20 protein-coding genes and 1 pseudogene are annotated in these 24,064 nt (G+C 63.1%); 11 read left to right on the forward strand and 10 right to left on the reverse strand.

Annotation, left to right across the window (positions count from 1 at the left end; genetic code table 11):
• Positions 1 to 936 (reverse strand): annotated as a pseudogene (locus AC1Q7F_RS03630) (beta strand repeat-containing protein); the annotation flags it as partial.
• A gap of 508 nt (positions 937 to 1,444) precedes the next feature.
• Here AC1Q7F_RS03630 and AC1Q7F_RS03635 point away from each other — a divergent pair.
• Entirely contained in the window at positions 1,445 to 3,562 is a 2,118-nt protein-coding gene (locus AC1Q7F_RS03635; protein WP_492503899.1) for a peptidase domain-containing ABC transporter, read from the forward strand.
• Positions 3,562 to 4,980, forward strand: coding sequence for an HlyD family type I secretion periplasmic adaptor subunit (locus AC1Q7F_RS03640; RefSeq protein ID WP_492503901.1), 1,419 nt, complete (start codon positions 3,562 to 3,564; stop codon positions 4,978 to 4,980). The genes AC1Q7F_RS03635 and AC1Q7F_RS03640 overlap by 1 nt, the downstream gene beginning before the upstream one ends.
• A 23-nt stretch (positions 4,981 to 5,003) precedes the next feature.
• Here AC1Q7F_RS03640 and AC1Q7F_RS03645 read toward each other — a convergent pair whose 3' ends face one another.
• From AC1Q7F_RS03645 to AC1Q7F_RS03655, 3 genes are read right to left on the reverse strand one after another with little or no spacing between them, the layout of a single operon-like run.
• On the reverse strand, positions 5,004 to 6,854 hold the full coding sequence (locus AC1Q7F_RS03645; RefSeq protein WP_492503903.1) for an O-linked N-acetylglucosamine transferase, SPINDLY family protein: 1,851 nt from the start codon (positions 6,852 to 6,854) through the stop codon (positions 5,004 to 5,006).
• 4 nt (positions 6,855 to 6,858) lie between these two features.
• Positions 6,859 to 8,823 (reverse strand): O-linked N-acetylglucosamine transferase, SPINDLY family protein, encoded by a 1,965-nt coding sequence (locus AC1Q7F_RS03650; RefSeq protein WP_492503905.1) that lies wholly within the window; start codon positions 8,821 to 8,823, stop codon positions 6,859 to 6,861.
• A 58-nt stretch (positions 8,824 to 8,881) separates the two neighbouring features.
• Positions 8,882 to 9,841 carry a UDP-glucuronic acid decarboxylase family protein gene (locus AC1Q7F_RS03655; protein ID WP_492503906.1) on the reverse strand — a complete coding sequence of 320 codons (960 nt, stop codon included), beginning with the start codon at positions 9,839 to 9,841 and terminating at the stop codon, positions 8,882 to 8,884.
• 156 nt (positions 9,842 to 9,997) lie between these two features.
• Here AC1Q7F_RS03655 and AC1Q7F_RS03660 point away from each other — a divergent pair, with 156 nt between their 5' ends.
• Complete coding sequence (locus tag AC1Q7F_RS03660; RefSeq protein WP_492503908.1) at positions 9,998 to 10,699, forward strand: hypothetical protein; 702 nt, start codon at positions 9,998 to 10,000, stop codon at positions 10,697 to 10,699.
• A gap of 62 nt (positions 10,700 to 10,761) precedes the next feature.
• On the opposite strand, the gene AC1Q7F_RS03665 is transcribed toward AC1Q7F_RS03660, so the two are convergent.
• Positions 10,762 to 11,316 carry a hypothetical protein gene (locus AC1Q7F_RS03665; protein WP_492503910.1) on the reverse strand — a complete coding sequence of 185 codons (555 nt, stop codon included), beginning with the start codon at positions 11,314 to 11,316 and terminating at the stop codon, positions 10,762 to 10,764.
• 573 nt (positions 11,317 to 11,889) lie between these two features.
• Between AC1Q7F_RS03665 and AC1Q7F_RS03670 the strand changes: the two genes are divergently transcribed.
• The 6 genes from AC1Q7F_RS03670 to AC1Q7F_RS03695 all read left to right on the forward strand — a co-directional run bounded on the left by AC1Q7F_RS03670 (position 11,890) and on the right by AC1Q7F_RS03695 (position 18,499).
• The gene (locus AC1Q7F_RS03670; protein ID WP_492503912.1) at positions 11,890 to 14,289 is read left to right on the forward strand and encodes a TonB-dependent receptor; all 2,400 of its coding nucleotides are present in this window, start codon (positions 11,890 to 11,892) and stop codon (positions 14,287 to 14,289) included.
• 146 nt (positions 14,290 to 14,435) lie between these two features.
• Positions 14,436 to 15,116: a Fe2+-dependent dioxygenase gene (locus AC1Q7F_RS03675; RefSeq protein ID WP_492503914.1), complete on the forward strand. Its 681-nt coding sequence runs from the start codon at positions 14,436 to 14,438 to the stop codon at positions 15,114 to 15,116.
• 493 nt (positions 15,117 to 15,609) lie between these two features.
• Positions 15,610 to 15,993 carry a hypothetical protein gene (locus tag AC1Q7F_RS03680; RefSeq protein ID WP_492503916.1) on the forward strand — a complete coding sequence of 128 codons (384 nt, stop codon included), beginning with the start codon at positions 15,610 to 15,612 and terminating at the stop codon, positions 15,991 to 15,993.
• Between the two features lie 242 nt (positions 15,994 to 16,235).
• On the forward strand, positions 16,236 to 17,885 hold the full coding sequence (locus AC1Q7F_RS03685) for an alpha-glucosidase family protein (protein WP_492503918.1): 1,650 nt from the start codon (positions 16,236 to 16,238) through the stop codon (positions 17,883 to 17,885).
• 63 nt (positions 17,886 to 17,948) lie between these two features.
• Positions 17,949 to 18,194 carry a type II toxin-antitoxin system ParD family antitoxin gene (locus AC1Q7F_RS03690; RefSeq protein WP_492503920.1) on the forward strand — a complete coding sequence of 82 codons (246 nt, stop codon included), beginning with the start codon at positions 17,949 to 17,951 and terminating at the stop codon, positions 18,192 to 18,194.
• Between the two features lie 2 nt (positions 18,195 to 18,196).
• Positions 18,197 to 18,499, forward strand: coding sequence for a type II toxin-antitoxin system RelE/ParE family toxin (locus tag AC1Q7F_RS03695; protein ID WP_492503921.1), 303 nt, complete (start codon positions 18,197 to 18,199; stop codon positions 18,497 to 18,499).
• 3 nt (positions 18,500 to 18,502) lie between these two features.
• Here AC1Q7F_RS03695 and rutD read toward each other — a convergent pair whose 3' ends face one another.
• From rutD to AC1Q7F_RS03720, 5 genes are all read right to left on the reverse strand, one after another.
• Positions 18,503 to 19,276, reverse strand: coding sequence for a pyrimidine utilization protein D (gene rutD / locus AC1Q7F_RS03700; RefSeq protein WP_492503923.1), 774 nt, complete (start codon positions 19,274 to 19,276; stop codon positions 18,503 to 18,505).
• Positions 19,276 to 19,665 (reverse strand): pyrimidine utilization protein C, encoded by a 390-nt coding sequence (gene rutC, locus AC1Q7F_RS03705; protein WP_492503925.1) that lies wholly within the window; start codon positions 19,663 to 19,665, stop codon positions 19,276 to 19,278. The genes rutD and rutC overlap by 1 nt, the downstream gene beginning before the upstream one ends.
• Positions 19,666 to 19,688: 23 nt before the next feature.
• Positions 19,689 to 20,420 carry a pyrimidine utilization protein B gene (rutB, locus tag AC1Q7F_RS03710; RefSeq protein ID WP_492503927.1) on the reverse strand — a complete coding sequence of 244 codons (732 nt, stop codon included), beginning with the start codon at positions 20,418 to 20,420 and terminating at the stop codon, positions 19,689 to 19,691.
• On the reverse strand, positions 20,417 to 21,496 hold the full coding sequence (gene rutA / locus AC1Q7F_RS03715) for a pyrimidine utilization protein A (RefSeq protein ID WP_492503929.1): 1,080 nt from the start codon (positions 21,494 to 21,496) through the stop codon (positions 20,417 to 20,419). The genes rutB and rutA overlap by 4 nt, the downstream gene beginning before the upstream one ends.
• A 198-nt stretch (positions 21,497 to 21,694) precedes the next feature.
• Positions 21,695 to 22,117 carry an NUDIX hydrolase gene (locus AC1Q7F_RS03720; RefSeq protein WP_492503930.1) on the reverse strand — a complete coding sequence of 141 codons (423 nt, stop codon included), beginning with the start codon at positions 22,115 to 22,117 and terminating at the stop codon, positions 21,695 to 21,697.
• A gap of 238 nt (positions 22,118 to 22,355) precedes the next feature.
• Here AC1Q7F_RS03720 and AC1Q7F_RS03725 point away from each other — a divergent pair, with 238 nt between their 5' ends.
• Both AC1Q7F_RS03725 and AC1Q7F_RS03730 read left to right on the forward strand, forming a co-directional pair.
• Positions 22,356 to 23,009 carry a DUF47 domain-containing protein gene (locus tag AC1Q7F_RS03725; protein WP_492503932.1) on the forward strand — a complete coding sequence of 218 codons (654 nt, stop codon included), beginning with the start codon at positions 22,356 to 22,358 and terminating at the stop codon, positions 23,007 to 23,009.
• A gap of 16 nt (positions 23,010 to 23,025) precedes the next feature.
• Positions 23,026 to 24,021: an inorganic phosphate transporter gene (locus AC1Q7F_RS03730; protein WP_492503934.1), complete on the forward strand. Its 996-nt coding sequence runs from the start codon at positions 23,026 to 23,028 to the stop codon at positions 24,019 to 24,021.
• Positions 24,022 to 24,064: the final 43 nt, after the last annotated feature.

Raw genomic sequence — 24,064 nt, forward strand, 5'->3', positions numbered from 1 at the left:
GCTGAGGGCGGAAATCTGGGTGCTGTTCAGGCCACGGATCTGGGTGGTGCCAACCTGGGCCAGCTGCGTCGTGGAGACCTGGGCCAGCTGCGTCGTGGTCAGCGCCCCGACCTGGGCCGTGGTCAGCGAGTTCAGCTGGGTGCTGTTCAGCGCCGCCACGTCGGTGGTGTTGATCGCCTGGACCTGGGTCGTGGTCAGGGCCGCGATCTGAGTGCTGACCAGCGCACCGACCTGCGTCGTCGTGAAGACGGCAATGTCGGTGCTCTCGATGGCGCGGATCTGCGTCGTGGTCATCGCCGCAATCTGCGACGTTGTCAGGACACCCACCTGGGTGGTGCTGAGGCCGGCGACCTGCGTGCTGGTCAGAACGCGGAACTGCGTGGTGGTCAGAGCCGCCAGATCGGTCGTCTCGATAGCACTGAACTGCGAGCTGTTGAGGGCCGCGATCTGGGCGGTGGTCAGGGCCGCGATCTGCGTCGTGGCGAAAGCCGCCAGATCGGTGGTCTCAATCGCCTGGATCTGGGCGGTGGTCAGGGACACGATCTGGGTCGTGGTCAACGCCCCGACCTGGGTGGTGCTCAAGCCCGCAATGAACGTGCTGTTCAAACCACGGATCGCCGTGGTCGACAGGCCTGCCACCTGCGTGGTGCTAACCGCGCTGAACTGTGTCGTGGACAGTCCGGCAAAATTGGTGGCGCTGATCACATTCAGCTGTGTCGTGGTCAGCGCCGCAACGGCTGTGGTGCTGAAGCCCGACAGCTGGGTCGTAGCCAACCCGGCCATCTGTGTGCTTGAAAGCACACCGATCTGGGTTGTCTCAAACGCCCCGGTCTGAGTGGAGGAGAGCTGCCTGAGCTCCGTCGTCGTCCACGATGCGATCGTCGTCGTGCTCAGCTGCGCGATCTGCGTGGTCGTCAGGAACGAGATGATCGACATGGTGGACTCCAGAGTCTTCAAGGCTAGTGGATGATCGAACGACCATCCCTGCCCGGAAGATCGCCCGCTTTCGCATTTAGAACCTGACCAGCCATGCAAGGCATATGCCAACTTCTAATGCAAAACCCCACTAAATCTGGAGCCAACTACCGGAAAAGCACCCAACCATATCGGCGCACAAAAGTGCTGGCCAATAAGCCGTGTTCGTTCCCCTTTTGGTATAGGCGCCCAAATTTTTTGGGTCTTTTCGGATAAAAGACCGACTTAGAGAATGAGTCAAGTTACAATCGGCGTACCCCCAACAAAACCATCGGATTCGCCGCAAGGTGGAGCCTGAACTTATCCTTCAGGATAGGAAGCGGCCCATCTTGTCGGCCTGCGACGTGGCCACGTCGCCGAATTGGGAAGCGATTGACGTTTTTTTGTCGTGTGGCGGCAAGAATCGCTTTAGCTTCCCTGCCTCAGATGGTCCCCAACTTGCCAACGGGTGTGGCGATTGTCCCCTTACATGACTGTTTTGCGGTGCCTTTTCCTGATTGCCCTGCACCATGGCGTGCAGTTGGCGCCGGAGGAGTTGCCACAGGAAACGCAAGGTGACCATACGGCGGCGGTGCTGAAAGCCATGCGGGCGGCCGGGCTTAAGGGCCGCCGCGTGCGTATGGGATGGAAGTCCGCGTGCCAGCTTGGCGGCGCCTACCCGGCAATTGCGCTCCTGAAGGACGGCAACTGGGTAATCCTTGCCTATGCAGTTCCTGCCGAGGGCGGCATGCAGGCTGCCATCCTGGATCCGCGGCGCGAGGCCGAGGGCGTGCGATTCGTGCCGGAGACCGAGTTTGTGGCCGAGTGGTCAGGCGACGTGATCCTGGCCAAGCGCGTCTGGGCGCTGATGGACGAGAAGCAGCCTTTCGGCTTTCGCTGGTTCCTTCCGGAAATCCTGCGCAACGCGAAATTCTTCCGGGGCGTCGCCGTCGCGGCCCTGATGGCCAATCTGATTGGCCTGTTCATGCCGATGATGTTTCAGGTGCTGGTGGACAAGGTCATCACCCACCACAGCTACCAGACCCTGTTCGTGATCGTCATCCTTTATATAGTGTTGACGCTGTTCGACGGCTTTTTCGGCTATGTGCGGCAGAATCTGATGATCCTGGCGTCCAACAAGATTGACGCCAAGCTCACGTCGCGCACTTTCAGCCATCTTCTGTCCCTGCCGCTGCATTTCTTCGAGAAGAACAGCGCGGGCGTGCTGACGCGCCACATGCAGCAGACGGAGAAGCTGCGCCACTTCCTGACTGGCCGGCTGTTCCAGGTGTTCCTGGATGCCATCACCCTGCCCGTGCTGCTGGTGCTGCTGTTCCTCTATAGTGGGCTGCTGATGGCCGTGGTGCTGGGCTTCTCCATTGCCATCGCCGCCGTCATCGGCTTCATGGTGCCCATTTTCCGCAACCACCTGAACCGGCTTTACGAGACCGAGGCGGGCCGGCAGGCGCATCTGGTGGAAACGCTGCATTCCATGCGCGCGGTGAAATCGCTGGTGCTGGAACAGAACCGGCAGCATGCCTGGGACCACAAGGTGGCGCAGGCCGTGCGCCGGCACGCCGATGTCGGCCGTATCGGCATTCTGGGCGGCGTGCTGACGGGCGTTCTGGAGAAGCTGATGCAGATCAGCGTCCTGGCCATCGGCGCCGTGCAGGTGTTCGACGGGCACCTGACGCTGGGCGCCCTGATCGCTTTCAACATGCTGTCGGGCCGGGCAACGGGGCCGCTTTTGCAGATCGTGGCGCTGATCAACGAGTACCAGGAGGCGGACCTGTCGGTGCGCATGCTGGGCAATGTCATGAACAGCGAGCCGGAGCGCAGCGGCCATTCCCGCCAGTCGCGGCCGCAGATCACCGGCCAGATGATCTTCGACGAGGTCACCTTCCGCTATAATCCTGGCGCCACCCCGGCGCTCAACCGCGTCTCCTTCGATATCGAGGAGGGGCAGGTGGTGGGGGTGGTCGGCCGGTCCGGATCGGGCAAGACCACCATCACTCGCCTGATCCAATCCATCCATATGCCCCAGGAAGGCATCATCAAGCTGAACGGCGTCGATCTGCGCCATATCGACCTGAACCATCTGCGCAAATCCATCGGCGTGGTCTTGCAGGACAATCTGCTGTTCCGCGGCACCATCCGCGAGAATATCGCTGCCGCCCGGCCCGACGCGCCCTTCCATGAGATATTGCAGGCTGCCCAGATGGCGGGTGCAGACGAGTTCATCGACCGTTTGCCGCAATCCTATGATACGATGGTGGAAGAGAATGCCTCCAACTTCTCCGGCGGCCAGCGTCAGCGCATTGCCATTGCCCGTGCGCTCCTGACCCAACCCCGCCTTCTGATCTTCGACGAAGCCACCAGCGCCCTTGACCCCGACAGCGAGGCCATCGTCCAGCGCAACCTGACCCGCATCGCCCAGGGCCGCACCATGGTCATCGTCTCGCACCGGCTGTCCTCGCTGGTGAAGGCCGACAAGATCATCGTGCTGGAACAGGGAAGGCTGATCGATTGCGCACCCCATTCCACCCTGCTGCAACGCTGCGACATCTACCGGCACCTATGGGAAACCCAGACACAGCACATCCATTGATGCGGCCCTTTCGAGAGCTGCGCGAGCGCTGGCGGCGGTTTGTCGGCACGCCGGAGCCACGCCTGCCCGTTGCACCCGAAGCCCTGGAGTTCCAAACGGAACTCGAGATCATCGTGCGCGAGCCGCCACCGCCGATCCTGGGCGCGCCACACCTGGCCGCGGCTGGGATGCTCGTGCTCATCGCGGTCATCGCCTGCTTCGTACAGGTCGACAAGATCGTGGTGGCGCCCGGCCGCCTGGCCACCCAGGCCCCGCCCATCCTTTTGCAGCCGATCGAGCGGTCGGTGGTGCGCGAGTTGCGGGTCAAGTCCGGCGACATCGTGCGCAAGGGCCAGATCCTGGCCACGCTGGACCCGACCTTCACCCAGGCGGACCGTGCCGCCCTGTCGTCGCGCCAGCGTTCCCTGTTCGCGCAGTTGCGTCGGCTGGAGCTGGAGGCGGCGGGCAAGGCCGTGCCCGTGGACATGGCGGCCGACACCGAACCGGACATGGCGCTGCAGGCCAACCTGATGCGCCAGCGCCAGGCGCAATACACCTCCAAACTGGCCAGTTTCGACGGCGATATCGCCAGCCTGGAAGCGTCGCTGCGCTCCACCGCTGACGACCAGACGTCGTTGACCGGCCAGCTCGTCGTCTATCGCGACGTGGAGAATGTGCGCAACCAGCTCTACAAGGCACAGACCGGCTCGCGCTTGCAATTGCTGGAGGCCCAGGCCGCCCGCATGGAGACGGAGCGGTCCTTGCAGACCATGAACAACCGTATCCAGGAACTGCGCGCCACCGCGGCCGCGAAGCGCGCGGAACGGCAGAATTTCATCGACGACTGGCAGCGCCAGCTGTTGGAACAGCTCGTGGAGACGCGGCAGTTGGCCAGCCAGGTGGACGAGGAACTGGCCAAGGCCGTGCGCCGCAACGACCTGGTCGAATTGTCGGCCCCGGCCGATGCCGTCGTACAGGAGGTTGCCCGCCTGTCCCCCGGCTCCGTTGTGCGAGAAGCGGAGGCGCTGATCACCCTGATCGCGCTGGAGACGCCTCTGCTGGCGGAGGTGACCATCAGTTCGGCCGATATCGGCTATGTGAAAGCCGGCGACGCGGTGGAGGTGAAGGTTGATCCCTTTCCCTTCCAGCGTCACGGCATGCTGAAGGGCCAGCTGCGGTCCGTCAGCCAGGAAAGCTTCGCACCCGGTACGGCGGGGGAACAGTCCGACGCGACACGCGTGCCCGTCGTCGCCGCCACCTATATCCATCGCGCCCAGGTGGACTTGCTGTCCATGAAGCTGGGGCGCATGCCGGAGGGTGCGGTGCTGACGGCCGGCATGTCGGTGCAGGCGGAGATCAAGGTCGGCAGCCGCAGCCTGATGTCCTATTTCCTGTATCCGATCCTGCGGGGCCTGGACGAATCCCTGCGGGAGCCGTAACGGATGCCATGATCCGGCGGGGATTATTTCCGCCGGATCGCCACCCTCTCCAGCGTTTGCTCGAAAGCCCGCGCGAACGCGCCGGTATCGCCCAACGTCGCCAGCCAGCGTTCGGGCGTCGTCCGTGCCCGGATGGCCGCGTGATAGGCCCGATCGCCGGCATGGCGCAGGGCCTGCGCCACATAGGCCCCGCGATTCTGCGTGATCAGTTCCGGCAGGCCCATGGCCAGCAGCAGGCTGCCTGCCATGCGGGCGGCGAAGGTTTCACCCGACAGCGTCAGCAGCGGCAGCCCCATGCGCAGCGCGTCGCTGGCGATGGTGCCGGCATTATAAGGTGTGGTGTCCAGGAACAGATCGGCCAGCGCCAGGCGGGCCCGGTAATGGCTGGGCTCCACCCGGCGCGCAGGAATCAGACGGTCCGGATCGATCCCTTGTTCTAAGGCGCGGGCGCGCATGTTGGCGGCGGCCGATTCATTGTCGGCCAGCAGCCACAGGACGGCGCCCGGTGCCCCCCGCAAGATCTCCATCCACGCGTCAAACATCGCGTCGGTGATCTTGTAGGCGTTGCAGAAGCAGCAGAAGACGAAGCTGTTCTGCGGCAGCCCTTCCGCGGCGCGGCTAACCGGGGGCAGGGGTATGGAACGGCTGTCATTGGCCTGATAGACGCCGGGAATATAAAGGGGCCGCGGCTGGTACTCACCGGCCAGATGCGGCGGGATGACATGTTCGTCGGTCAGGATATAGTCCAGCTCCGGAATGGGCACAGGACCGATGAAACCCAGATACGTCGCCTGCACCGGCGCCGGCTTCCAGCGCAGCACGCCCAGCCTCTCGCCCGCCGTCACCCCGTTGAGGTCGACCAGGACGTCGATCTCATCGGCGCGGATCAGGCGGGCCACGCTCTCGTCGTCCAGGGTGCGCACCAGCCGGCGATGGTCCAGGGCTGCCAGCACGCGGGCGCGCACATCGCTGCCATCCTCTGGACTGGAACAATAGCCATAGACGTCCACCCGCGTGCGGTCGTGCCGTTCCAGCAGTTCCGCCATCAGATAACTCATCGGGTGGCGGCAGAAATCGGAGGATACATAGCCGATGCGCAGCCGGTCATGGGCATAGCCCTCATCCGGGGCCAGCCGGGCTGTGGGTGCTGGTGTCTTGGCCAGCCGTCGTTCCAGCCAGCCCGCCACGGCCTGGCGCTGCCCCGCCACCGTATCGATCAGCGACAAGGTGGCCAGCGCCCCGGACTGCGCGCGCAACTGGTCGGGGGTGCGGCCCGGCACGGGCGGGCCGAAGATGGGCCAGGCACAAATATTCTGCCGCGTAAACGCCCAGTGCTGCACCACGTCGGGCTGGTCGGGATTGATCAGCAGGCTGCGGTAATAGCAATTCTCCGCCTCGGCCAGCCGGCCTTGTACCTCCAGCAAGCGGCCGCGCTGGTTCAGCAGGGTGATGCGGGCCGCATCCTCCTGCAGGGCGCCGGCCAGGATGTTGGCAGCGGTGTCGCGGTCGCCCGCCGCCTCGTGCAGATTGGCCAGATTGACGGCTGCCTGCCACAGGTCGGGCCGCAGCAGCAGGGCATTCTGATAGGCGGTGGCGGCATCGTTTGGCCGTTCCATCCGGCCCAGTTCCACGCCCAGGTTGAACCAGACCAGCCCCCCACCCACGGCGCCGGCGCCTTGCACCTGCAGCCAGGCGTTCAGCATCTCGATCAGCCACAGGCGATTGGGGTCGGACCCGACCCTGGCCGGCAACGACAGGATGTCGGGCAGCGTCACGCTGCGCATCCATTCCTGCCACCGCGCCACCCGCTCGGGCTCCGGCTGGCCGGCGGTGGCGGCGTGCAGGTCTGCGATCAGCAAGTCGATGGCGCGCATGGGCTCATTCCGGTCTCGGCCAGAGACGCTGGTCATAGGGCAGCGGCGTCAAGGCATGGCGACGGGCCAGCTTTGCCTGATAGCGCTCTTCGTAATCGGGGATGAAGCCGAACTCCTCCGCGTCATGGTCGAAGGCGCTGCCCATCTCCAGATACGTGTCCAGATTGGTGATATCGGGCACGGGCAGATCGCCCGCCTCCCATTCCGCCCAGGCCTGATCGAACAGCTCCTCCATGGAACGGGTAAACAGGTCGGTGTCGAACAGCACCGACCGGTCGCGCTGTGCCAGCAGCTTCTGTTTCAAGGCCTGCAGGGAGGGGCGATCATTGCCCAGACGCACGGCCTTCTCGACATATTCGCGCGGGTCCAGGCAGACCAGTTCCGGCACGCCGGCAGCGGTCACCAGGCTGGCGCAGACGCGGCTGTGGAAACCGCGCCCCGGCACGGTCAGCACCGGCACGCCGGCCCACAGCGCGTCCGAGGCCGTCGTATGCGCACCGTAGGGTGAATTGTCCAGAAACAGGTCGGCCAGCGGATAGCGGGCCATGTGGTCGGCATTCATGGCGTAATGCGCGAAGACGATGCGCGACGTATCGACCCCGGCCTCTGCCATCAGCGCCAGCAACCGCGCATCGGACTCCTTGCCCGCCGCCAATATCCAGAAGACGCTCTTCTCCACCCGGCGCAGAATCTCCGCCCAGCGTTCCAGCGTGAAGCGCGTCAGTTTCTGCAAACCGTTGAAACAGCAGAAGACAATGGCATCTTCCGGCAATCCATGCTCGGCCCGGCTGGGTACAGTGGGCGACACGATGCGCTTGCGGTCATTGGGCTGGTAGCAGGGCAGACGCAACACCCGCTCGCTGTAATATTTCTCCGACCCGGGCGGAATGATCACCTCGTCGGCGATGATGTAATGGTGATAGGGACTGCCCATGGTTCCGGGGAAACCCAGCCAGTTCATGATGATCGGGGCCGGCCGCATGGCCAGCATCTTCGTTCTGGCATCCTTGGTGTTACCATTGATATCGATCAGGATGTCGATCCCCAGTTCCTCGATCAGTTCCGCGGCTTTGGCATCCTCCATGGCATTGATGTCGATCCAGTGATCGACGCTGCCACGGATGCGCACCATGGTCGGGTCCTCCATCTGGAACCCGCAGAAAAAGGCAAAGACCTCAACCTTTGCCCGGTCATGCAGCGCGAACATCTCCGACGTTAGATAGCCGATGGCATGCCCGCGCAAGTCGGACGAGACGTAGCCGATGCGCAGCCGGCCGTCGGCGCGGCGCCGGCGGTCCGCGAAATCGGCGCTGGTCTTGAACCGGTCCGGCCAGCCCAGGTCGCGCCGGCTGTAATTATAGGCGTTGGCCAGGGCCAGCATGGGGTCGTCGGTGTAATAGGCCAGCGTCAGCGGGGCCATGGTGGCCACCACCTGCTCGGCCGTGACGGGGCCGACGGGTTGCGGCACGGGCCATTTGCACAGGCGCTGGCGGGCATTGGCCCAGTGCTGCATCTCCTCGCGCTGGTGCGGCGCCACATCCAGCGACAGGCGCAGCATCTCCTCCGCCTCGGCTGTCTGTTGGCGCTGGCCCAGCACGCGGGCCAGCTGCTTCAGCGCGGTGGTCTTGTAGTTGATGCTGTCGGCGGTGATATTGGCCATATGGTGGACGGCCTGGCGCCAGTAACCCATCCCCATATCCACCTGGCCCATCCGCTCCAGCGCCGTGCCCAGGGAGATGACGGCCGGCATGAAATCCGGCCGCAGGCGCATCGCTTCGTTGAACGCGGCCAGGGCCGGATAGGATTCCCCCATCTGAAGCAACACGGTGCCCATATTGAACTGCACGGCGTGCATGTTCGCATCGTCGGGATTGGCCGCGACCCATTCCCGGTAAAGGGCGACTGCCGCCTGCCGGTCTCCGCGAAGGTCATGGGCCTGGGCGGCGGTGAACAGCTCAAGGATATTCATGGCTCGGAACACAGGCTTCCATGTCGGGAGGGGGGCGGGGAAGGGGGGAAGGGCAGGATCAGCCGACCGCCACCCCCAGCTGGTCGGCGAAATAGGCGATGGTGCGCTTCAGCCCTTCCTCCAGCTGAATGCGGGGCTGCCAGCCCAGCAGCGCCTTCGCCTTGGTGATGTCGGGGCAGCGCTGCAACGGGTCGTCCTGGGGCAGGGGCTTCACCACGAACTCCGACTTGGCTCCCGTCAGGCGCACCACATTCTCCGCCAGCTGACGGATCGTGTATTCGCCGGGATTGCCGATATTGATGGGGCCTGTCACCGCATCCGGGGCCGCCATCAGCCGGATGAAGCCCTCGATCAGATCATCGACATAACAGAAGGAGCGGGTCTGCGAGCCGTCGCCATAGATGGTGATGGGCTGGGCCTGCAATGCCTGGACGATGAAGTTCGACACCACGCGCCCGTCATTGGGGTGCATGCGCGGACCATAGGTGTTGAAGATGCGGGCCACGCGGATATTCACGCCACTCTGGCGGTGGTAGTCGAAGAACAGCGTCTCCGCGCAGCGCTTGCCTTCATCATAGCAGGCCCGCGGTCCGATCGGGTTCACATTGCCCCGGTAATCCTCGGTCTGCGGGTGCACGGTGGGGTCGCCATAGACCTCCGACGTGCTGGCCTGGAAGATCTTGGCCTTGGTGCGCTTGGCCAGACCCAACAGGTTGATCGCGCCATGCACCGACGTCTTCGTCGTCTGCACGGGATTGAACTGGTAATGGATGGGGGAGGCGGGGCAGGCCAGATTGTAAATCTCGTCCACCTCCACGAACAGCGGGAAGGTGACGTCGTGCCGCATGACCTCGAAATAGGGGTTGGTCAGCAGGTGACGGATATTCTCGCGCGAGCCGGTGAAAAAATTATCGACGCACAGCACCTCGTGCCCGTCACTGAGCAATCTTTCGCACAAATGCGACCCGAGGAAACCCGCGCCACCGGCGACCAGAACCCGCTTGCGTGCCCGCTTCATGTTGTTCCTTCTTGGCCGTTCGCAAAGGCCGGCATATGGCGGGCCTTTCATGATGGACGTGGCTCATCTATAACCCGGCAAGGGGGGGACATGCCAAGCGGAAGCGACGGAAGGCACCCTGCTTTAACCCAATTCCCGACCAGTAAGGAAAAGCCGGTGGCCCGTACCCTTCGTCACAGTGTCGCGTTGGCCGGCTTCCTTGCCCTGGCGGCCTGTGGCGGCAGGCCGCCGGCCCCGATGCCGGCCCCCGCCGCACCGGTGCAGGCCGATCCCGAACTGGTCTTCTGGGAAAGTGTGCGTGACAGCAAGGACCCGGCGGAATTCTATGCCTATCTGCATGCCTATCCGGCCGGGCGGTTCTCTTCCCTGGCGCGAATCCGTATCGAGGCGCTGACCCCCAAGCCGGCGAAGGAGAATCCGGCCCCGGCACGGCCGAAACCCGCCCCGTCAAAGGCACAGGCACCACCGCCCAGCCACCAGCAAGGTGAGTTGACCATCGCCGAGGCGCCGGCGCCGCCCGTGAACTGGGCCAAGATCGACGATGTCTCGGGCCGGACCGGCCCGCTGCTGCGCAGCCAGATCATGGACTGCTGGGAACCGCCGCCGCTGCCGCGCGGGGCCGGCAGTTTCCGGGCGGAAATCGGCGTCTATTATGACCCGGCCACGGGCCAGATCCGCGGAGCGGCCTTCCGCGGCGGGAACAGGGAGATGACGGACCCCACCTTCGCCCGCTTCGTCAACAGTACCCTGGCCGCCCCCATGGCATCCGGTTGCCGTACCCTGGACCTGCGCCAGGGTGGGGCCGGGGAGGGGGCGACGGGTCTGGTGCTGCTGTTCGCGCTCGACAGCCCGCCGTGACACGGCTTCAATCGACTGGAAAGCCGCGCAGGCTGCGAACCCGTCTTTTTGAGGTGCGCGTTTTATAGGTCGGTCAGGCCCATGATCTGCTGCATCTGGTTGGTCAGCCAAGCCTGGTTCTTCCATTGCCCCTTGGCCCTTGCGGTGCGGCAAGCGGTGACGGCGGCCTGCCGTCCGTCAACACCGTCGGGCACGCGCAACGTTTCGGGCAGGCGCGTGCGGTAATGGGCAAGGAGGTCGGGTGGCGGCGGTGGCGCCTGCGCCACCCAGGCCTCCGCCATGCGGAACTGGTCGCGCATCATCAGACCGATCATGTAGTCGCAGATGGAAACAAGCCGCCCCTCGCCATTGGCGAAAATCGCCAGCATGGGCAGCAATGGCGCCAATGCCGGGGCCACATGATTGGCCACAATCCGGGCGTTCCAGTATTTTCCGGCGGTTTCGCTGAAATGATCAAGGTCGCGGATATTCACGATGCCGGCCTGGTCCAGGGGCAATATCTCGACCTTGGGCTTGGTGACGGTCACAGTATCATTGGCGACATCGACATAGAGCGCACCGAGTTGGGTGGCATTCTGGAAGAACTGGCCACGCAGGGCGCCCCAGATGGGCCGCATGACGCCGCCGGATCTCACGAAGGCGGCAATGGCACGTTCGGCCGGCGCTTGCGGCTGTGCGATGCGCTGTTGCAGCGCCTTCAGTACCGTTTGCGTGATCTCCGTGCAGCGGCCTAAAGGATATGGTTTCCCTGGAGATACTTGTGGATACAGCCTGATCAGTTCAGGGTCCAGATCTTCTCGCAAATGATAGAGATATTGGAAGATCTCTTCCTGTAACGGTGCAAGAAAGCGGGCTGTCAGTGCTTTTTGCAGCCTGTCGATCGGAGCGATTTGCTGGGCGATCAATGGTTTCGGCGTGCTGCGCATTAATGGATTAATATCCCTGGCTTAATTTCACCCAAATTTATACATGCATCGGTGCCGGGCGGCGAACCAAAAAGGCAGCTATGCGATAGGCTGTCGCAGGATATGCCCCAGCCGCATGGGTGGGGGCGTGTCATTGTTTGCGAATGCGAACGGCTCTTAATATAGTCCGCGCGACGGGACCCGGGCAATGGCAGGTGCTATTGCCAAATAATAAAGCGAATAAGAATCATTGGCGCCTGCGCGCCGCGAGAGAGGCAAAGAGACATGGACGAGAAGAATAATTCCCAGGTGGCCCGTGGCCGCATGGCCCTTATGGCCGCCCTGTCGGTGGGTGTCGCCGCCGCCGCCATTCCGGCCATGGCCCAGCAGGCCAGCGGCTCCGCCACGCAGCAGCCCGGCGGCTCCGCCGCCAAGGACGGCGAGAAGAAGGCCGTTATGCTCCCCACGCTGGGCGTGGAAGGCCAGACCGTGGCGCCGACCAACAAGCCGGAACAGGCCGCCTCGCCGAAATACACGGCCCCCCTGCGCGATACGCCGCAGACCATCACGGTGGTGCCCGCCGCGGTCATCCAGGAACAGAACCTGCTGAACCTGCGCGATATCCTGACCACGGTGCCGGGCATCACCTTCGGCGCCGGCGAAGGCGGCGGGGGCTATGGCGACAGCATCAACCTGCGCGGCTATTCGGCCAATTCCGACATCGCCATCGACGGCATCCGCGACAGCGCCCAGTATACGCGTAGCGACAGCTTCAATCTGGAGCAGCTGGAAGTCACCAATGGTGCTAACTCCGTCTATGCGGGCTCCGGTTCTGTCGGCGGCTCCATCAACCTGGTCTCCAAGGCGGCCAAGGATGACGTCTTCACCCGCGCCAGCGCCGGTATCGGCACCGACGCCTATTACCGCGCCACGGTGGACAGCAACCAGAAGATCGGCGACGACATCGCCATCCGCCTGAACGCCATGGGCCACAAGAACGACGCGGCCGGCCGCGATGTGGAAAAGGCCGAGCGCTGGGGCTTCGCCCCGTCGGTTGTCTTCGGTCTGAACAGCGACACAAAGGTCACGCTGTCCTATTTCCACCAGCATGACGACAACATCCCACAATATGGCGTGCCTTATTACCAGAATGCTCTCTACAGCGGTATGCTGCCCGGCGTGGACCGGGCGAACTATTACGGCTATGCCAATGTCGATACACAGGAGAGCGATGTCGACATCGTCACCGCCAAGATCGAGCACAGTTTCACCGATAAGCTATCGATCCAGAACCTGACCCGCTGGCAGCGCGTGACCCAGTTGTCCATCGCCAGCCCGCCGCAGGGCACTTGGTGCGTCGATGACGGCACGGCCACCGGCCACACGCCAACGGGTGGGGCCTGCACCATCGCCGCCTCCACCAACCCGGCGCGGCCGGCGATCACTGTACCCAAGGGCTTCTTCGCTCCGTTCTCCGTCTCCGGCACTCCGGCGGCCCTGGGTACCGGCCCGCGCGGCACGACCCGCGACAGCCGCAACAGCATGCTGTTCAACCAGACGGACCTGAAGGCCAGCCTGGAGACAGGCGCGGTCACCCACAACCTGACCTTCGGCGCCGCCATTTTCAGCGAGAAATACCATCTGGACAATGGCAACTCCCTGCGCAACGCCAACGGCACAGTGCCCGCCGACGTTCCGCTGATAAACATCGCCGACCCCGACAATGTCTGGAATGGCCCGGTCAATTTCATCAAGACCGGCACCCAGGACGGCACGCTGGAAAACCAGGCCGTCTACCTGTTCGATCAGATCAAGCTGAACGAACAATTCGAGCTGAATGGCGGCGTGCGCTGGGAACACAACAAGGGTGACTATACTACCGGCACCTACACGAACGGCACCTTCACCTCGCAGGGCCAACTGTTCAAGAACACCGAGACCCTGTTCTCCTATCGCGCCGGTGCCGTCTACAAGCCGGCCCAGAATGGCAGCATCTATGTCGCTTACGGCAATTCCAAGACCCCGTCCAAGACGGGCGTCAACGGTTCCTGTACGGCGCTGACCTGCAATGTCGATCCGGAAACGGCGGTGAATTACGAGATTGGCACGAAGTGGGACCTGTTGGAGAACCAGCTGTCTCTGACCGCTGCCATTTTCCGCAATGAGCGCCAGAACTACAAGGTGCCGTCAGCCGATCCGCTGGTTCCGGAAAACCAGCTGAAGGGCAAGAGCCGCGTCGACGGCATCTCGCTGGGTGCCGCCGGCACCATCACCGAGGAATGGCGCATTTTCGCCAACTATACCTATCTGGACAGCGAAGTCTTGCAGAATGCCGACGATGGCGCCGCCAGCGACCCGCAGAAGGGCAACCCGCTGACCAGCGTCATGAAGCATTCCGGCAGCCTGTGGACCACCTATGACCTGCCGATCGGGCTGCAACTGGGTTACGGCGTCACCTATTTCGGCAAGATGTACCTGAATAATGCCGCGGCACCCCTTTACCAGACTGCGGACTTCTGGGTGCATCGCGCCTCGGCCTCCTATTGGGTGACCGATGCCCTGCAGGTGCAACTGAACGTCAACAATCTGTTCGACAAGAACTATTTCCAGCGCATCCGCAACAATGGCTGGGCCACGCCGGGCGATGCCCGCAACGCCACGCTGACGGTGAATTACACCTTCTGATCCTTCCGGGTTCAGAGGCGACAGGGAAGGGGTGGTCGGCGACGGCCGCCCCTTTTTCATGTCGGGGTTGATGCAAATCAGAGTGGATCGCAATCAGGGATGCTATAGGCTCGCCCTACCAGCCTCCCTGCCAGGAACCGTGTATCATGATGATCAGCATTCCCGATGTCCTGACCCCGGACCAGGTGCGGCAGTGCCGCCAGGCGCTGGACGCGGCGCAATGGGTGGACGGCAAGGTCACAGCCGGGTTCCAATCCAGCAAGGCGAAGGATAACAGCCAGTTGCCGGAGGGCCATCCTGTGGCCCAGCAGGTGGGGCAGGTGATCCTGGATGCGCTGTCGCGCAACCTGTTGTTCATGTCCGCAGCCTTGCCGGCCAAGGTCTATCCGCCGATGTTCAACCGCTATGCCGGCGGCCAGCATTTCGGCGCCCATGTCGACAATGCCGTGCGCCAGGCCCCGTTCGGCGGCCCGCGCATTCGCACTGATCTGTCCTGCACCCTGTTCTTCAGCGAGCCGGACGAGTATGAGGGTGGGGAACTGGTGGTCGAGGATCTTTACGGCCACCATGCCGTGAAGCTGCCTGCCGGTCACATGGTGCTGTATCCGAGTTCCAGCCTGCACCATGTCCGCCCCGTGACGGCGGGGGCCCGCGTCAGCTCCTTTTTCTGGCTGCAAAGCATGGTGCGTGACGATGCGGAACGGCGCACCCTGTTCGACATGGATATGGCCATCCTGGCGCTGAACAAGGACATGCCCGACCATCCGGGCATCCTGTCACTGACCAACACCTATCACAACCTGTTGCGCCGCTGGGTGGAGGTGTAATGCACCCCATGGCAGCCTCCAAGACCGGCCAAAACCGATCCAGAGACTGACATTTCTATCTTGCGCAGGACTGACATTTTAACTTTGCGCGTACAGGCAGAAGATTGATAATTTAAATTATGAAAAATACATGTAATGGAATTTCATGAACCTGAATTTGCACTCTTGGCCCGCGATGCTGTATCCTGATACCGCTCGCCATTGCACGAAAATGGTTGATTCATATGGTTAAGTCCGCGGATTGTGCGTCATCAGACATCTGCCTCAGTCCACGAATGGACGCGAAGGCATGCGCTGTGTGCATACTAGGAAATCATGTTAGCGGTGTCAGTTAACGATAATTTCCCCTTCCGCTGCGTCGCAACATCCTTATACTGCAATGCACAAGAACACGGTTTCCGGCGTCGACCAGGACCATTTAAAGGGAGCGAACGTACAAGGCCCGAAATGTCGGTGGCATCCCGCCCCCGCTTCCAGCTTTGTGAGTATCGCTATGAAGAAGCTCTATTCCGCTCTGATCCTCTCCGCCCTGGCCTTGCTCGCTGCTGGCCAGTCCCAGGCTGCCCACCCCGCGCTGAAGCGCATCTGTGGTGAGGCCCCGGCCAGCCCCGAACTGGTGGCCGGCAAGTCCGCCACCGAGGCTTCCATGCGTCAGGTCGCCGGCTCCGTCCGCGGTTATGCCGACCAGTCGCTGGATTACCTGTCCTGCCTGGACAGCCAGCCCGCCTCCTCCTCCTACATGGCGCAGCCGTCCTTCCGGGCCCAGCTGGCCGCCTATCGCGATCAGGTTGCCGACCGTCTGGAAGCGACCGTGAACGCCTACAATGCCGAACTGCGCGATTTCAAGGCCCAGCAGTCCCAGGTCGCCCAGAAGTAATCCGGCACCATACATATCCTTGGTCCTGGCGAGGGGGCGGGTGGCGACACCCGTCCCTTTTCGTTTCCGGCTCCCATGAAACCGGTTGGACCGGCCCTTGCCTGCCGGTGCCCAACAGTAAATACGTATGCGTCGCAGCGCAGCATGGCGGCGCATACGTATGTGGCCCATACCCGTCCGTCCCCGCCAAAACTAGGATAGGGCCAGAAAACAAGCGTCGCGTATCAGGGGGGAACCTGAGCATGGGTAGAATGGCGGAGACGGGTCTGGGGGCCGATGGAACGGCCGGGCCCGACCGGGGCGCATCGCGTCCCTGGTGGCAGGGCGCCGTCATCTATCAGATTTATCCACGCAGCTTTGCCGACAGCAATGGCGACGGCATTGGTGATCTGAAAGGGCTGCTCGCCCATCTGGATCATGTCGCCCGGCTTGGCGTCGACGCCATCTGGATCTCACCTTTCTTCAAATCTCCCATGGATGATTTCGGATACGATATATCCGATCATTGCGATATCGATCCAATTTTCGGCACCATGGATGACTGCGATGCGGTCATCGCCCGGGCCCATGACCTGGGCCTGAAGGTGATCATCGATCAGGTCTATTCCCACACTTCCATCGCTCACCGCTGGTTCCAGGAAAGCCGCCGCGATCGCACCAATGCCAAGGCCGACTGGTATGTCTGGCACGATGCCAAGCCGGACGGCACGCCGCCCAACAACTGGCAGTCCGTGTTCGGCGGGCCGGGCTGGACCTGGGATGCGCGGCGGCGGCAATATTACCTGCATAATTTCCTGTCCAGCCAGCCGGACCTGAATCTGCACAATCCCGAGGTGCAGGAAGCCATCAAGGGCGTGGCTCGCTTCTGGATGGACCGGGGTGTTGATGGGCTGCGCGTCGATGCCGCCAATTTCTTCATGCATGACCGCCAGTTCCGCGACAATCCCGTCAACCGGGAAGCCACGGCGCCCAAGCGCCCCTATGAGTTCCAGAGCCAGGTCCACAATATCTCCCAGCCGGAGAACCTGGCCTTCATCGAGGATCTGCGCCGGCTGCTGGACCTCTATCCCGACCGGTTCATGGTGGCGGAGATGGGCGAGGCGCCGTTCGACATGGTGGCGGACTATACGCTGCCGGGCAAACGCTTCCATTCCGCCTATAATTTCTCCTTCCTCTATCATCAGCGGCTGGATGCCGGTGTCCCGCGCCGAATCATTGGCGGCTGGAACCAGACGGCCGGCGGCGCCTGGCCGTCCTGGACCTTCTCCAACCATGATGCGCCGCGCGCCCTGTCGCGCTGGGGCGGCGACGTGCCACCGCCAGCCCTGGCGCGTTGCCTAAACGCGCTGCTGGTTTCACTGCCCGGCTCCGTCTTCCTTTATTTCGGAGAGGAGTTGGGCCTGCCGCAGGCGCGCGTGGCATTCGAGGATCTGGTGGATCCGGAGGCCATCGCCAACTGGCCACATACGTTGGGCCGGGACGGCGCGCGCACGCCCATGCCATGGATCAAGGACGCGCCCAATGGGGGCTTCTCCACGGCCCGGCCCTGGTTGCCCGTGGATCCCCACCATTTGCCGCTCGCCGTGGATGTCCAGTCCGCGGACCCCGCCAGCACCCTGTCGGTCACCCGGCGCCTGCTGGCCCGCCGCCGCGCGGAACCGGCCCTGCGCTGGGGCGACATCCGCTTCCGCCCCCCCGCCGACCCTATCCTGGCATTTGAGCGCACCTATGCGGGTGAAGAGTTGCTGGTGGTGGTGAACCTCTCGGGAGAACCAGCGGCCCACGGATTGCCCGACGCGGCCGACTGGGTGGTGGAGGAGGCGGTGAACGGTGCCGACCTGTCCGGCCCTGCCCTGCCCCCCTATGGGGCCGTGATCGCACGGCGGGGCTGAAGCCGATAACAATCTTTGCGCAGTCTATGTTATGATGTCCGCCCCATTTCCATGGAGGACATCATGAATGTCTCGATTGGCCGCCGCTGGGAAGAGTTCGTCGATGATGCCGTGAAGACCGGCCGCTACGGCTCCGCCAGCGAAGTCATCCGCGAAGGCCTGCGTCTGGTCGAAGAGCGTGAGGTCAAGCTGCAAGCGCTGCGCGACACGTTGAACGCGTCGATTGAGCGAGGTGCATACGGTACTTCCGAGGACCTGATGCGCGAACTGTCGGATACAGCGGCGGAGCTTGAGCGCGAAGGGTACTGACCATGCGGACGCTGGTCTATGCCGCCGCGGCCCGCCGTGATGTGTCGGAGATCCTCCGCTATATCACCCGCGAAAGCCGTCACCCTCCGACCGCCTGGCAGTTCGTCGAAGCAATCGACCTTCATTGCCGCAAGCTGGCAGCCCTTCCCGGCACACTGGGCCGTGCCCGCCCCGAACTGCGCCCAGACATGCGCAGCACGCCTTTTCGCGGCTATGTCATCTTCTTCCGCTATGCCGGGGACCGGCTGGAAGTGATCAACATCCTGAATGCCCACAAGGATATCGCGGCGCATTTCGAGGAATGAGGATCACGCCCTCAGAAATTCCACCACGGCTTGGTTGAAGGTGTCGGGTTCGACCACATTGACGGCATGCCCGCCGAAATCGCTCAGCTGCAGCCTTGCATGGGGAATCCCTTCCGCCAGTCGCAGCGACCGGCTGTACGGCACCAGCAGATCATCCTTGGTGGCCACCACCAGGGTTGGGGCCGCCACCTGGCGCAGCCGTACATCCACATCGAAGGCACGCAAAGCCGCAATCCGACGTCGGATATTGTCCACCCCCTGGAAATGGGCGACCCCGTGCGCCTCCTCCGCCTCCAGCCTGTCGGCATTCTCCGCCATCCAGATGGCGGGATAGAGGAACAGGGGCTGGGCCTTCACGAACATCGGCACGCCGGATGTCGCCAGCAATTCCAGGCGCACATCGAAGCAGCGGCCGGAATGCGGGTCGGCCTTGCTCCAGGCATTGATCAGGATCAGCTTCTCCACCCGCTCCGGCACGCGCAGCGCCAGATCCAACCCGATCAACCCGCCCAGCGCATGGCCCATCAGGCTGAACCGGTTCACGCCCAGCCGGTCCGCGATCTCCAGCACGTCATCGGCCATGGCGGCGATGCCACCTGCTTCCGGCACCGTCCCCCCCGTGCGGCCCGTGCCGCGATGATCATAGGTCACGACCCGGAAATGCGGCGTCAGGGCGGGGATTTGGGCGGCCCAATAGGAGCCGGACCCGCCCAGCCCCGATGACAGGATCAGGACGGGGGCGTCCGCGTCGTCCCTGCCATGGGTCTCGACATGCATCACTGCTTCCCGATATGGGCGACCGTGGCGATTTCCACCAGCGCGTCCGGCTTCACCAGCCCGCACTGGATGCAATAGCGCGCAGGCTTGTCGCCGGGAAAATACTCAGCATAGACCTTGTTGACCGCCTGATAATTGGCCCAGTCGGTGATGAAGATATGGTTCATGGTCACATCCTCCATCGTGCCGCCCGCCGTTTCGATCACCGACTTGATAGTCTCCAGCACATGGCGCGTCTGGGCCCCGGCATCGCCGACATGGACCACGTCATTATTCTTGTCGAACGGCAGGGTGCCGGAGACATAGACGATGCCATCGGCCAGCGTGCCGGGCGAATAGGGGGCGATGGGCTTCTGCGTGCCCACCGGAACGATGATCTGCTTGGGCATATTTGCTGCTCCTGTTCTGATTGCTATCCGACGATTGGTGCCGCCTGTGAGATCACGCCGCAGAAATCATCCACGGTCGCCACCCAGCCGAAGAATTTCTCGACATTATAGACCGTGGCCTGCTGAATGAAGTCGGGGCCGAGATGGTGGGTTGCGTCCTCCAGCATCACCCCGAAATATTCCAGGTGGAAGGCGTCGCGCAGCGAGCTTTCCACGCAGACATTGGTGGCAATGCCCACGAACACCAGATTGCGGATGCCGCGCGCCCGCAGGATGCTGTCCATCTGCGTGTTGAAGAACCCGCTATAGCGGGTCTTCGGCACCAGAATGTCGCCGGGTTTGGGCTGCAGCTCATCGACGATGGCATAGTCCCAGGTGCCCTTGGCCAGCAGCTTGCCCTGCAATTCCGGCCGCGCCCGCATGGTCTTCAGGGCGTTGGATTTATGCCAGTTGGGCGAGCCCGGTCCCCCGGCCTCCACATAGTCGGGGTCCCAGCCATTCTGGAAATAGACCACCAGCACCCCGGCGGCCCGTGCGGCATCCAGCGTGCGCTTGATATTGGCGATGGTACCCTTGGCGCCCGCTATATCGAACCCGGCCAGATCGACATAACCGCCTTCCGTCGAATAGGCGTTCTGCATATCGACGACGACGACGGCGGTTTCCGACGGCTTCAGGCTGATCGGTTCCGGCCGTGCCGGCAGGGTGACGGATTTCGACCGTTCCGGCGGGGGAGTGTAGCCGGCCGTGCTCATACGGCGGCCTTGATATGCTGGCGACACTTCATCAGCGGCTGGATGCGGGTACCGAAATCCTCCACCCCCTTGACGAAATCATCGAAGGTCAGCAGCACGCCGCCCGTCCCCGGCACCGTCGGCACCTCGTCCAGCAGTCTTGCCACTGTCTCGTAAGACCCGACGATTGTGCCCATATTGATGTTCACCGCCGACACCGGATCGGCCATCTGCCGCACATTGGTGTCGGCCCCTGACTTGGTGTCGGCCGCCCCCTGCACGCCCAGCCAGGCGATGGCTTCCTGATCGGCGCCGGCCTTATAGTGCTCCCACTTGGCCCGTGCCGCCTCGTCCGTCTCGTCGGCGATGACCATGAACAGGACATAGGAGGACACCTCGCGTCCCGTCTTCTCTGCCGCCGCCCGCATGCGCTCCACCGTGGGGGCGAAGGCGGTGGGGGTGTTCACGCCCATGCCGAAGCAGAAATTATAGTCGGCATATTGCGCGGAAAAGGCCATGCCGGCATTGGATGACCCGGCACAGATCAGCTTGACCGGCGCCTGCGGTCGCGGCGACAGGCGGCAATCCTCCATCTGGAAATACTTGCCCTTCAGGTCGCTATGCCCCGTCGCCCATAGTTCGCGCAGGATGGTGGCATATTCCGCCAGATAGTCGTAGCGGTTGGCGAAATGCTCGTCCCCCGGCCACATGCCCATCTGCGAATATTCCGGCCGCTGCCAGCCGGTGACCAGGTTAACGCCGAAACGGCCATGGGAGATGCTGTCGATGGTGGCAGCCATGCGGGCCACGATGGCCGGCGGCATGACCAGGGTCGCGGCGGTGGCGTAGATCTTGATGCGGCTGGTCACGGCGGCCAGCCCCGACATCAGGGTGAAGCTTTCCAGGTTATGGTCCCAAAACTCGGTCTTGCCCCCGAAGCCGCGCAGCTTGATCATCGACAGCACGAAGTCCAGCCCGTGCTTTTCCGCTGACAGCGTGATCTGCTTGTTCAGATCGAAGCTGGGCTTGTACTGCGGCGCGTTCTCCGACAGCAGCCAACCATTATTCCCGATGGGAATGAAAACACCGACTTCCATCCTGCCTCCCCTGAAAGGTGACCTGGTCGAAACCTGGGAAAGCGGGACTGCATCGCAGGTTTCGTGCCAGAAGACCGATAATCGCGGAAATCAAGGAAACCTCGACCTGATGCTTGGCCGATCAAAGAACAGGCTACGCTCGTGAAACAGTCATTGCCAGCAAAAGCAGCGGATTGCATGGAAAGCGGGCAGAGATTCTCAATCCTCCCACTTCACCGCCAGCTTCTGGAAGATGTCCACCAATCCTGGCTCGCTGATCAGCACCACGGCTTCGGCCGGCGACAGCCAGCGGCGCTCGCGTTGGGTGCGCTCCGGCCAATCGGGCAGTTCCGCCGTGACCTCCAGCGTATAGACGCTGACATCGCAGGTGACGCAGCTGCCATCATCCAGGCGCTTGTCATATTCGTATGATCCGACGGGCTTCTTCTTGACCTTACCGCGCACGCCCGCTTCCTCGAACGCCTCGGTTGCGGCCATGTCCTGCGGATCGACATTCTTCTTGGCCCAGCCCTTGGGGATGATCCAACGCCGCGTCTCACGCGAGGTGACCAGAAGGATCTGCGGGCCGGCCGGGGTCATACGATACGGCAGGGCCGCATACTGGATTTTACGCTCACTCATCGACTTAGACTACACCTCGCACGAACTGCCTGAACAGCCACCCGTTCATGAAGCCGACGGGTAATCTGTCAGATTGCTTTTGAAGCATGAATTTCCGGTAAAGATGGATGGGCGCATTTCATGACTGTTTTATGACATTAACATTACAATCCCGCGTCGATCAATGATACAGCAGGGCCCACGCTGCGGCGTCGCCGCCGTCAGCCCCCCATTGCGATAGCGTTGATCGGGATAGAAGATGTTGAGCCTGTTCCGGGCCATGATGCCCCGCGAAGAGCGGTTTTTCGACCATTTCACCAACCATGCCCGTCTGGTCCTGGTCGCCGCCGAAGCGCTGCGCGACCTGGTGCGCAATGGCGACCAGCTGGAGATGCGGTTCCAGCGCATCCACCAGGCCGAAAACGACGCCGACAAGATCACCAAGGAGATCCAGGCGGCCGTCCATCGTTCCTTCATCGTGCCCTTCGACCGGTCCGACATCCAGGATCTGGCCAAGCGCATGGACGACATCATCGACCTGATCCAGGACGTGGCCCGTCACATGACGGAAGCCGGCCCCATGGAATATACGGCCGAGATGCACGCCCTGTCCGATCTGATCGTGCGGGCATCCGCCATCCTGCCGGAATGCCTGCCCAAGCTGCGCGACATTCCCCGCCATGTCACGGAAATGACTCGTATGACGCGGGAACTGTCGGAGCTGGAGAGCGACAGCGACCGCATCCTGCGGGCCGGCAAGGCGCGGCTGCGGCAGGAAAGCGGCGGTCTGGATGCCCCCATCACCTATCGCCAGGCGCTGATCCGCGAGATCCTGGAACTGATGGAAGCCGTGCTGGACGCGGGCGAGGATGTCGCCGACATCATCGACAGCATCATCGTCGACAACGTCTGATCCGGCGCCCCGCCCCATGGAACTGATCTCCCTGCCGATCCTGATCGGCCTGATCGCACTGGCTCTGGCGTTCGATTTCCTGAACGGCCTGCATGATGCGGCCAATTCCATCGCCACCGTCGTGTCCACGCGCGTGCTGTCGCCGCGCAATGCTGTGATCATGGCGGCCTTCTTCAACTTCATCGCCTTCGTGTTCTTCGGCACCCATGTGGCCAACACCATCGGCAAGGGCATTGTCGATGCCAATGTCATTGACGCGCCGGTGATCTTCGCGGCGCTGATGGGGGCCATCTTCTGGAACCTCGTCACCTGGTGGGGCGGCATTCCGTCTTCCTCCTCCCACGCGCTGGTAGGCGGTCTGGTGGGGGCGGGCGTGGCCAAGGCCGGTGTCGATGTCGTGGGGTCGGGCCTGATCAAGACGGCGGTGGCCATCGTCATCTCGCCCACGGTTGGCTTCATCCTGGCCATCACCCTGATGGTCATCGTCTCCTGGAGCTTCCGCCGCTTTTCCCCCTTCAAGGTGGACAAGGTGTTCCGCAGCGTCCAGATCGTCTCCGCCTCGCTCTACAGCCTGGGCCATGGCGGCAATGACGCGCAGAAGACCATGGGCATCATCGCCGTGCTGCTGTTCAGCCAGGGCTATATGCAAGACGGGTTTCATGTGCCCTTCTGGGTGGTGATCTCGTGTCAGGCCTGCATGGGTGCCGGCACGCTGTTCGGCGGCTGGAAGATCGTGCGGACCATGGGGTCGCGCCTGACCGACCTGAAGCCGGTCCATGGCAGCTGTGCGGAGACGGCGGGCGCCATCACCCTGTTCACGGCGACCTATATGGGTGTGCCGGTCAGCACCACCCACACCATCACCGGTGCCATCGTCGGCGTCGGGTCGGCGCGGCGCGCGTCGTCGGTGCGCTGGGGCTTGGCCCAGGGCATCCTGGTGGCCTGGGTCCTGACCATGCCGGCGGCCGCTGCCGTGGGGGCCGGCTTCTACTGGTTGACGCAGGTTCTGTAAGCACGCCACCATGGCGGGGTGCGTCACCGGAGGTTGCCAATCG

It is taken from the genome of Niveispirillum sp. GW835-FHT14G11, assembly GCF_058793615.1.

Bases quoted from the DNA above. Each gene is read 5' to 3' on its own strand.
- AC1Q7F_RS03635 (WP_492503899.1), top strand. From the start codon at position 1,445: ATGACTGTTTTGCGGTGCCTTTTCCTGATTGCCCTGCACCATGGCGTG.
- AC1Q7F_RS03640 (WP_492503901.1), top strand. From the start codon at position 3,562: ATGCGGCCCTTTCGAGAGCTGCGCGAGCGCTGGCGGCGGTTTGTCGGC.
- AC1Q7F_RS03645 (WP_492503903.1), bottom strand. From the start codon at position 6,854: ATGCGCGCCATCGACTTGCTGATCGCAGACCTGCACGCCGCCACCGCC.
- AC1Q7F_RS03650 (WP_492503905.1), bottom strand. From the start codon at position 8,823: ATGAATATCCTTGAGCTGTTCACCGCCGCCCAGGCCCATGACCTTCGC.
- AC1Q7F_RS03655 (WP_492503906.1), bottom strand. From the start codon at position 9,841: ATGAAGCGGGCACGCAAGCGGGTTCTGGTCGCCGGTGGCGCGGGTTTC.
- AC1Q7F_RS03665 (WP_492503910.1), bottom strand. From the start codon at position 11,316: ATGCGGCCCATCTGGGGCGCCCTGCGTGGCCAGTTCTTCCAGAATGCC.
- AC1Q7F_RS03670 (WP_492503912.1), top strand. From the start codon at position 11,890: ATGGACGAGAAGAATAATTCCCAGGTGGCCCGTGGCCGCATGGCCCTT.
- AC1Q7F_RS03675 (WP_492503914.1), top strand. From the start codon at position 14,436: ATGATGATCAGCATTCCCGATGTCCTGACCCCGGACCAGGTGCGGCAG.
- AC1Q7F_RS03680 (WP_492503916.1), top strand. From the start codon at position 15,610: ATGAAGAAGCTCTATTCCGCTCTGATCCTCTCCGCCCTGGCCTTGCTC.
- AC1Q7F_RS03685 (WP_492503918.1), top strand. From the start codon at position 16,236: ATGGGTAGAATGGCGGAGACGGGTCTGGGGGCCGATGGAACGGCCGGG.
- AC1Q7F_RS03690 (WP_492503920.1), top strand. From the start codon at position 17,949: ATGAATGTCTCGATTGGCCGCCGCTGGGAAGAGTTCGTCGATGATGCC.
- AC1Q7F_RS03695 (WP_492503921.1), top strand. From the start codon at position 18,197: ATGCGGACGCTGGTCTATGCCGCCGCGGCCCGCCGTGATGTGTCGGAG.
- rutD (WP_492503923.1), bottom strand. From the start codon at position 19,276: ATGCATGTCGAGACCCATGGCAGGGACGACGCGGACGCCCCCGTCCTG.
- rutC (WP_492503925.1), bottom strand. From the start codon at position 19,665: ATGCCCAAGCAGATCATCGTTCCGGTGGGCACGCAGAAGCCCATCGCC.
- rutB (WP_492503927.1), bottom strand. From the start codon at position 20,420: ATGAGCACGGCCGGCTACACTCCCCCGCCGGAACGGTCGAAATCCGTC.
- rutA (WP_492503929.1), bottom strand. From the start codon at position 21,496: ATGGAAGTCGGTGTTTTCATTCCCATCGGGAATAATGGTTGGCTGCTG.
- AC1Q7F_RS03720 (WP_492503930.1), bottom strand. From the start codon at position 22,117: ATGAGTGAGCGTAAAATCCAGTATGCGGCCCTGCCGTATCGTATGACC.
- AC1Q7F_RS03725 (WP_492503932.1), top strand. From the start codon at position 22,356: ATGTTGAGCCTGTTCCGGGCCATGATGCCCCGCGAAGAGCGGTTTTTC.
- AC1Q7F_RS03730 (WP_492503934.1), top strand. From the start codon at position 23,026: ATGGAACTGATCTCCCTGCCGATCCTGATCGGCCTGATCGCACTGGCT.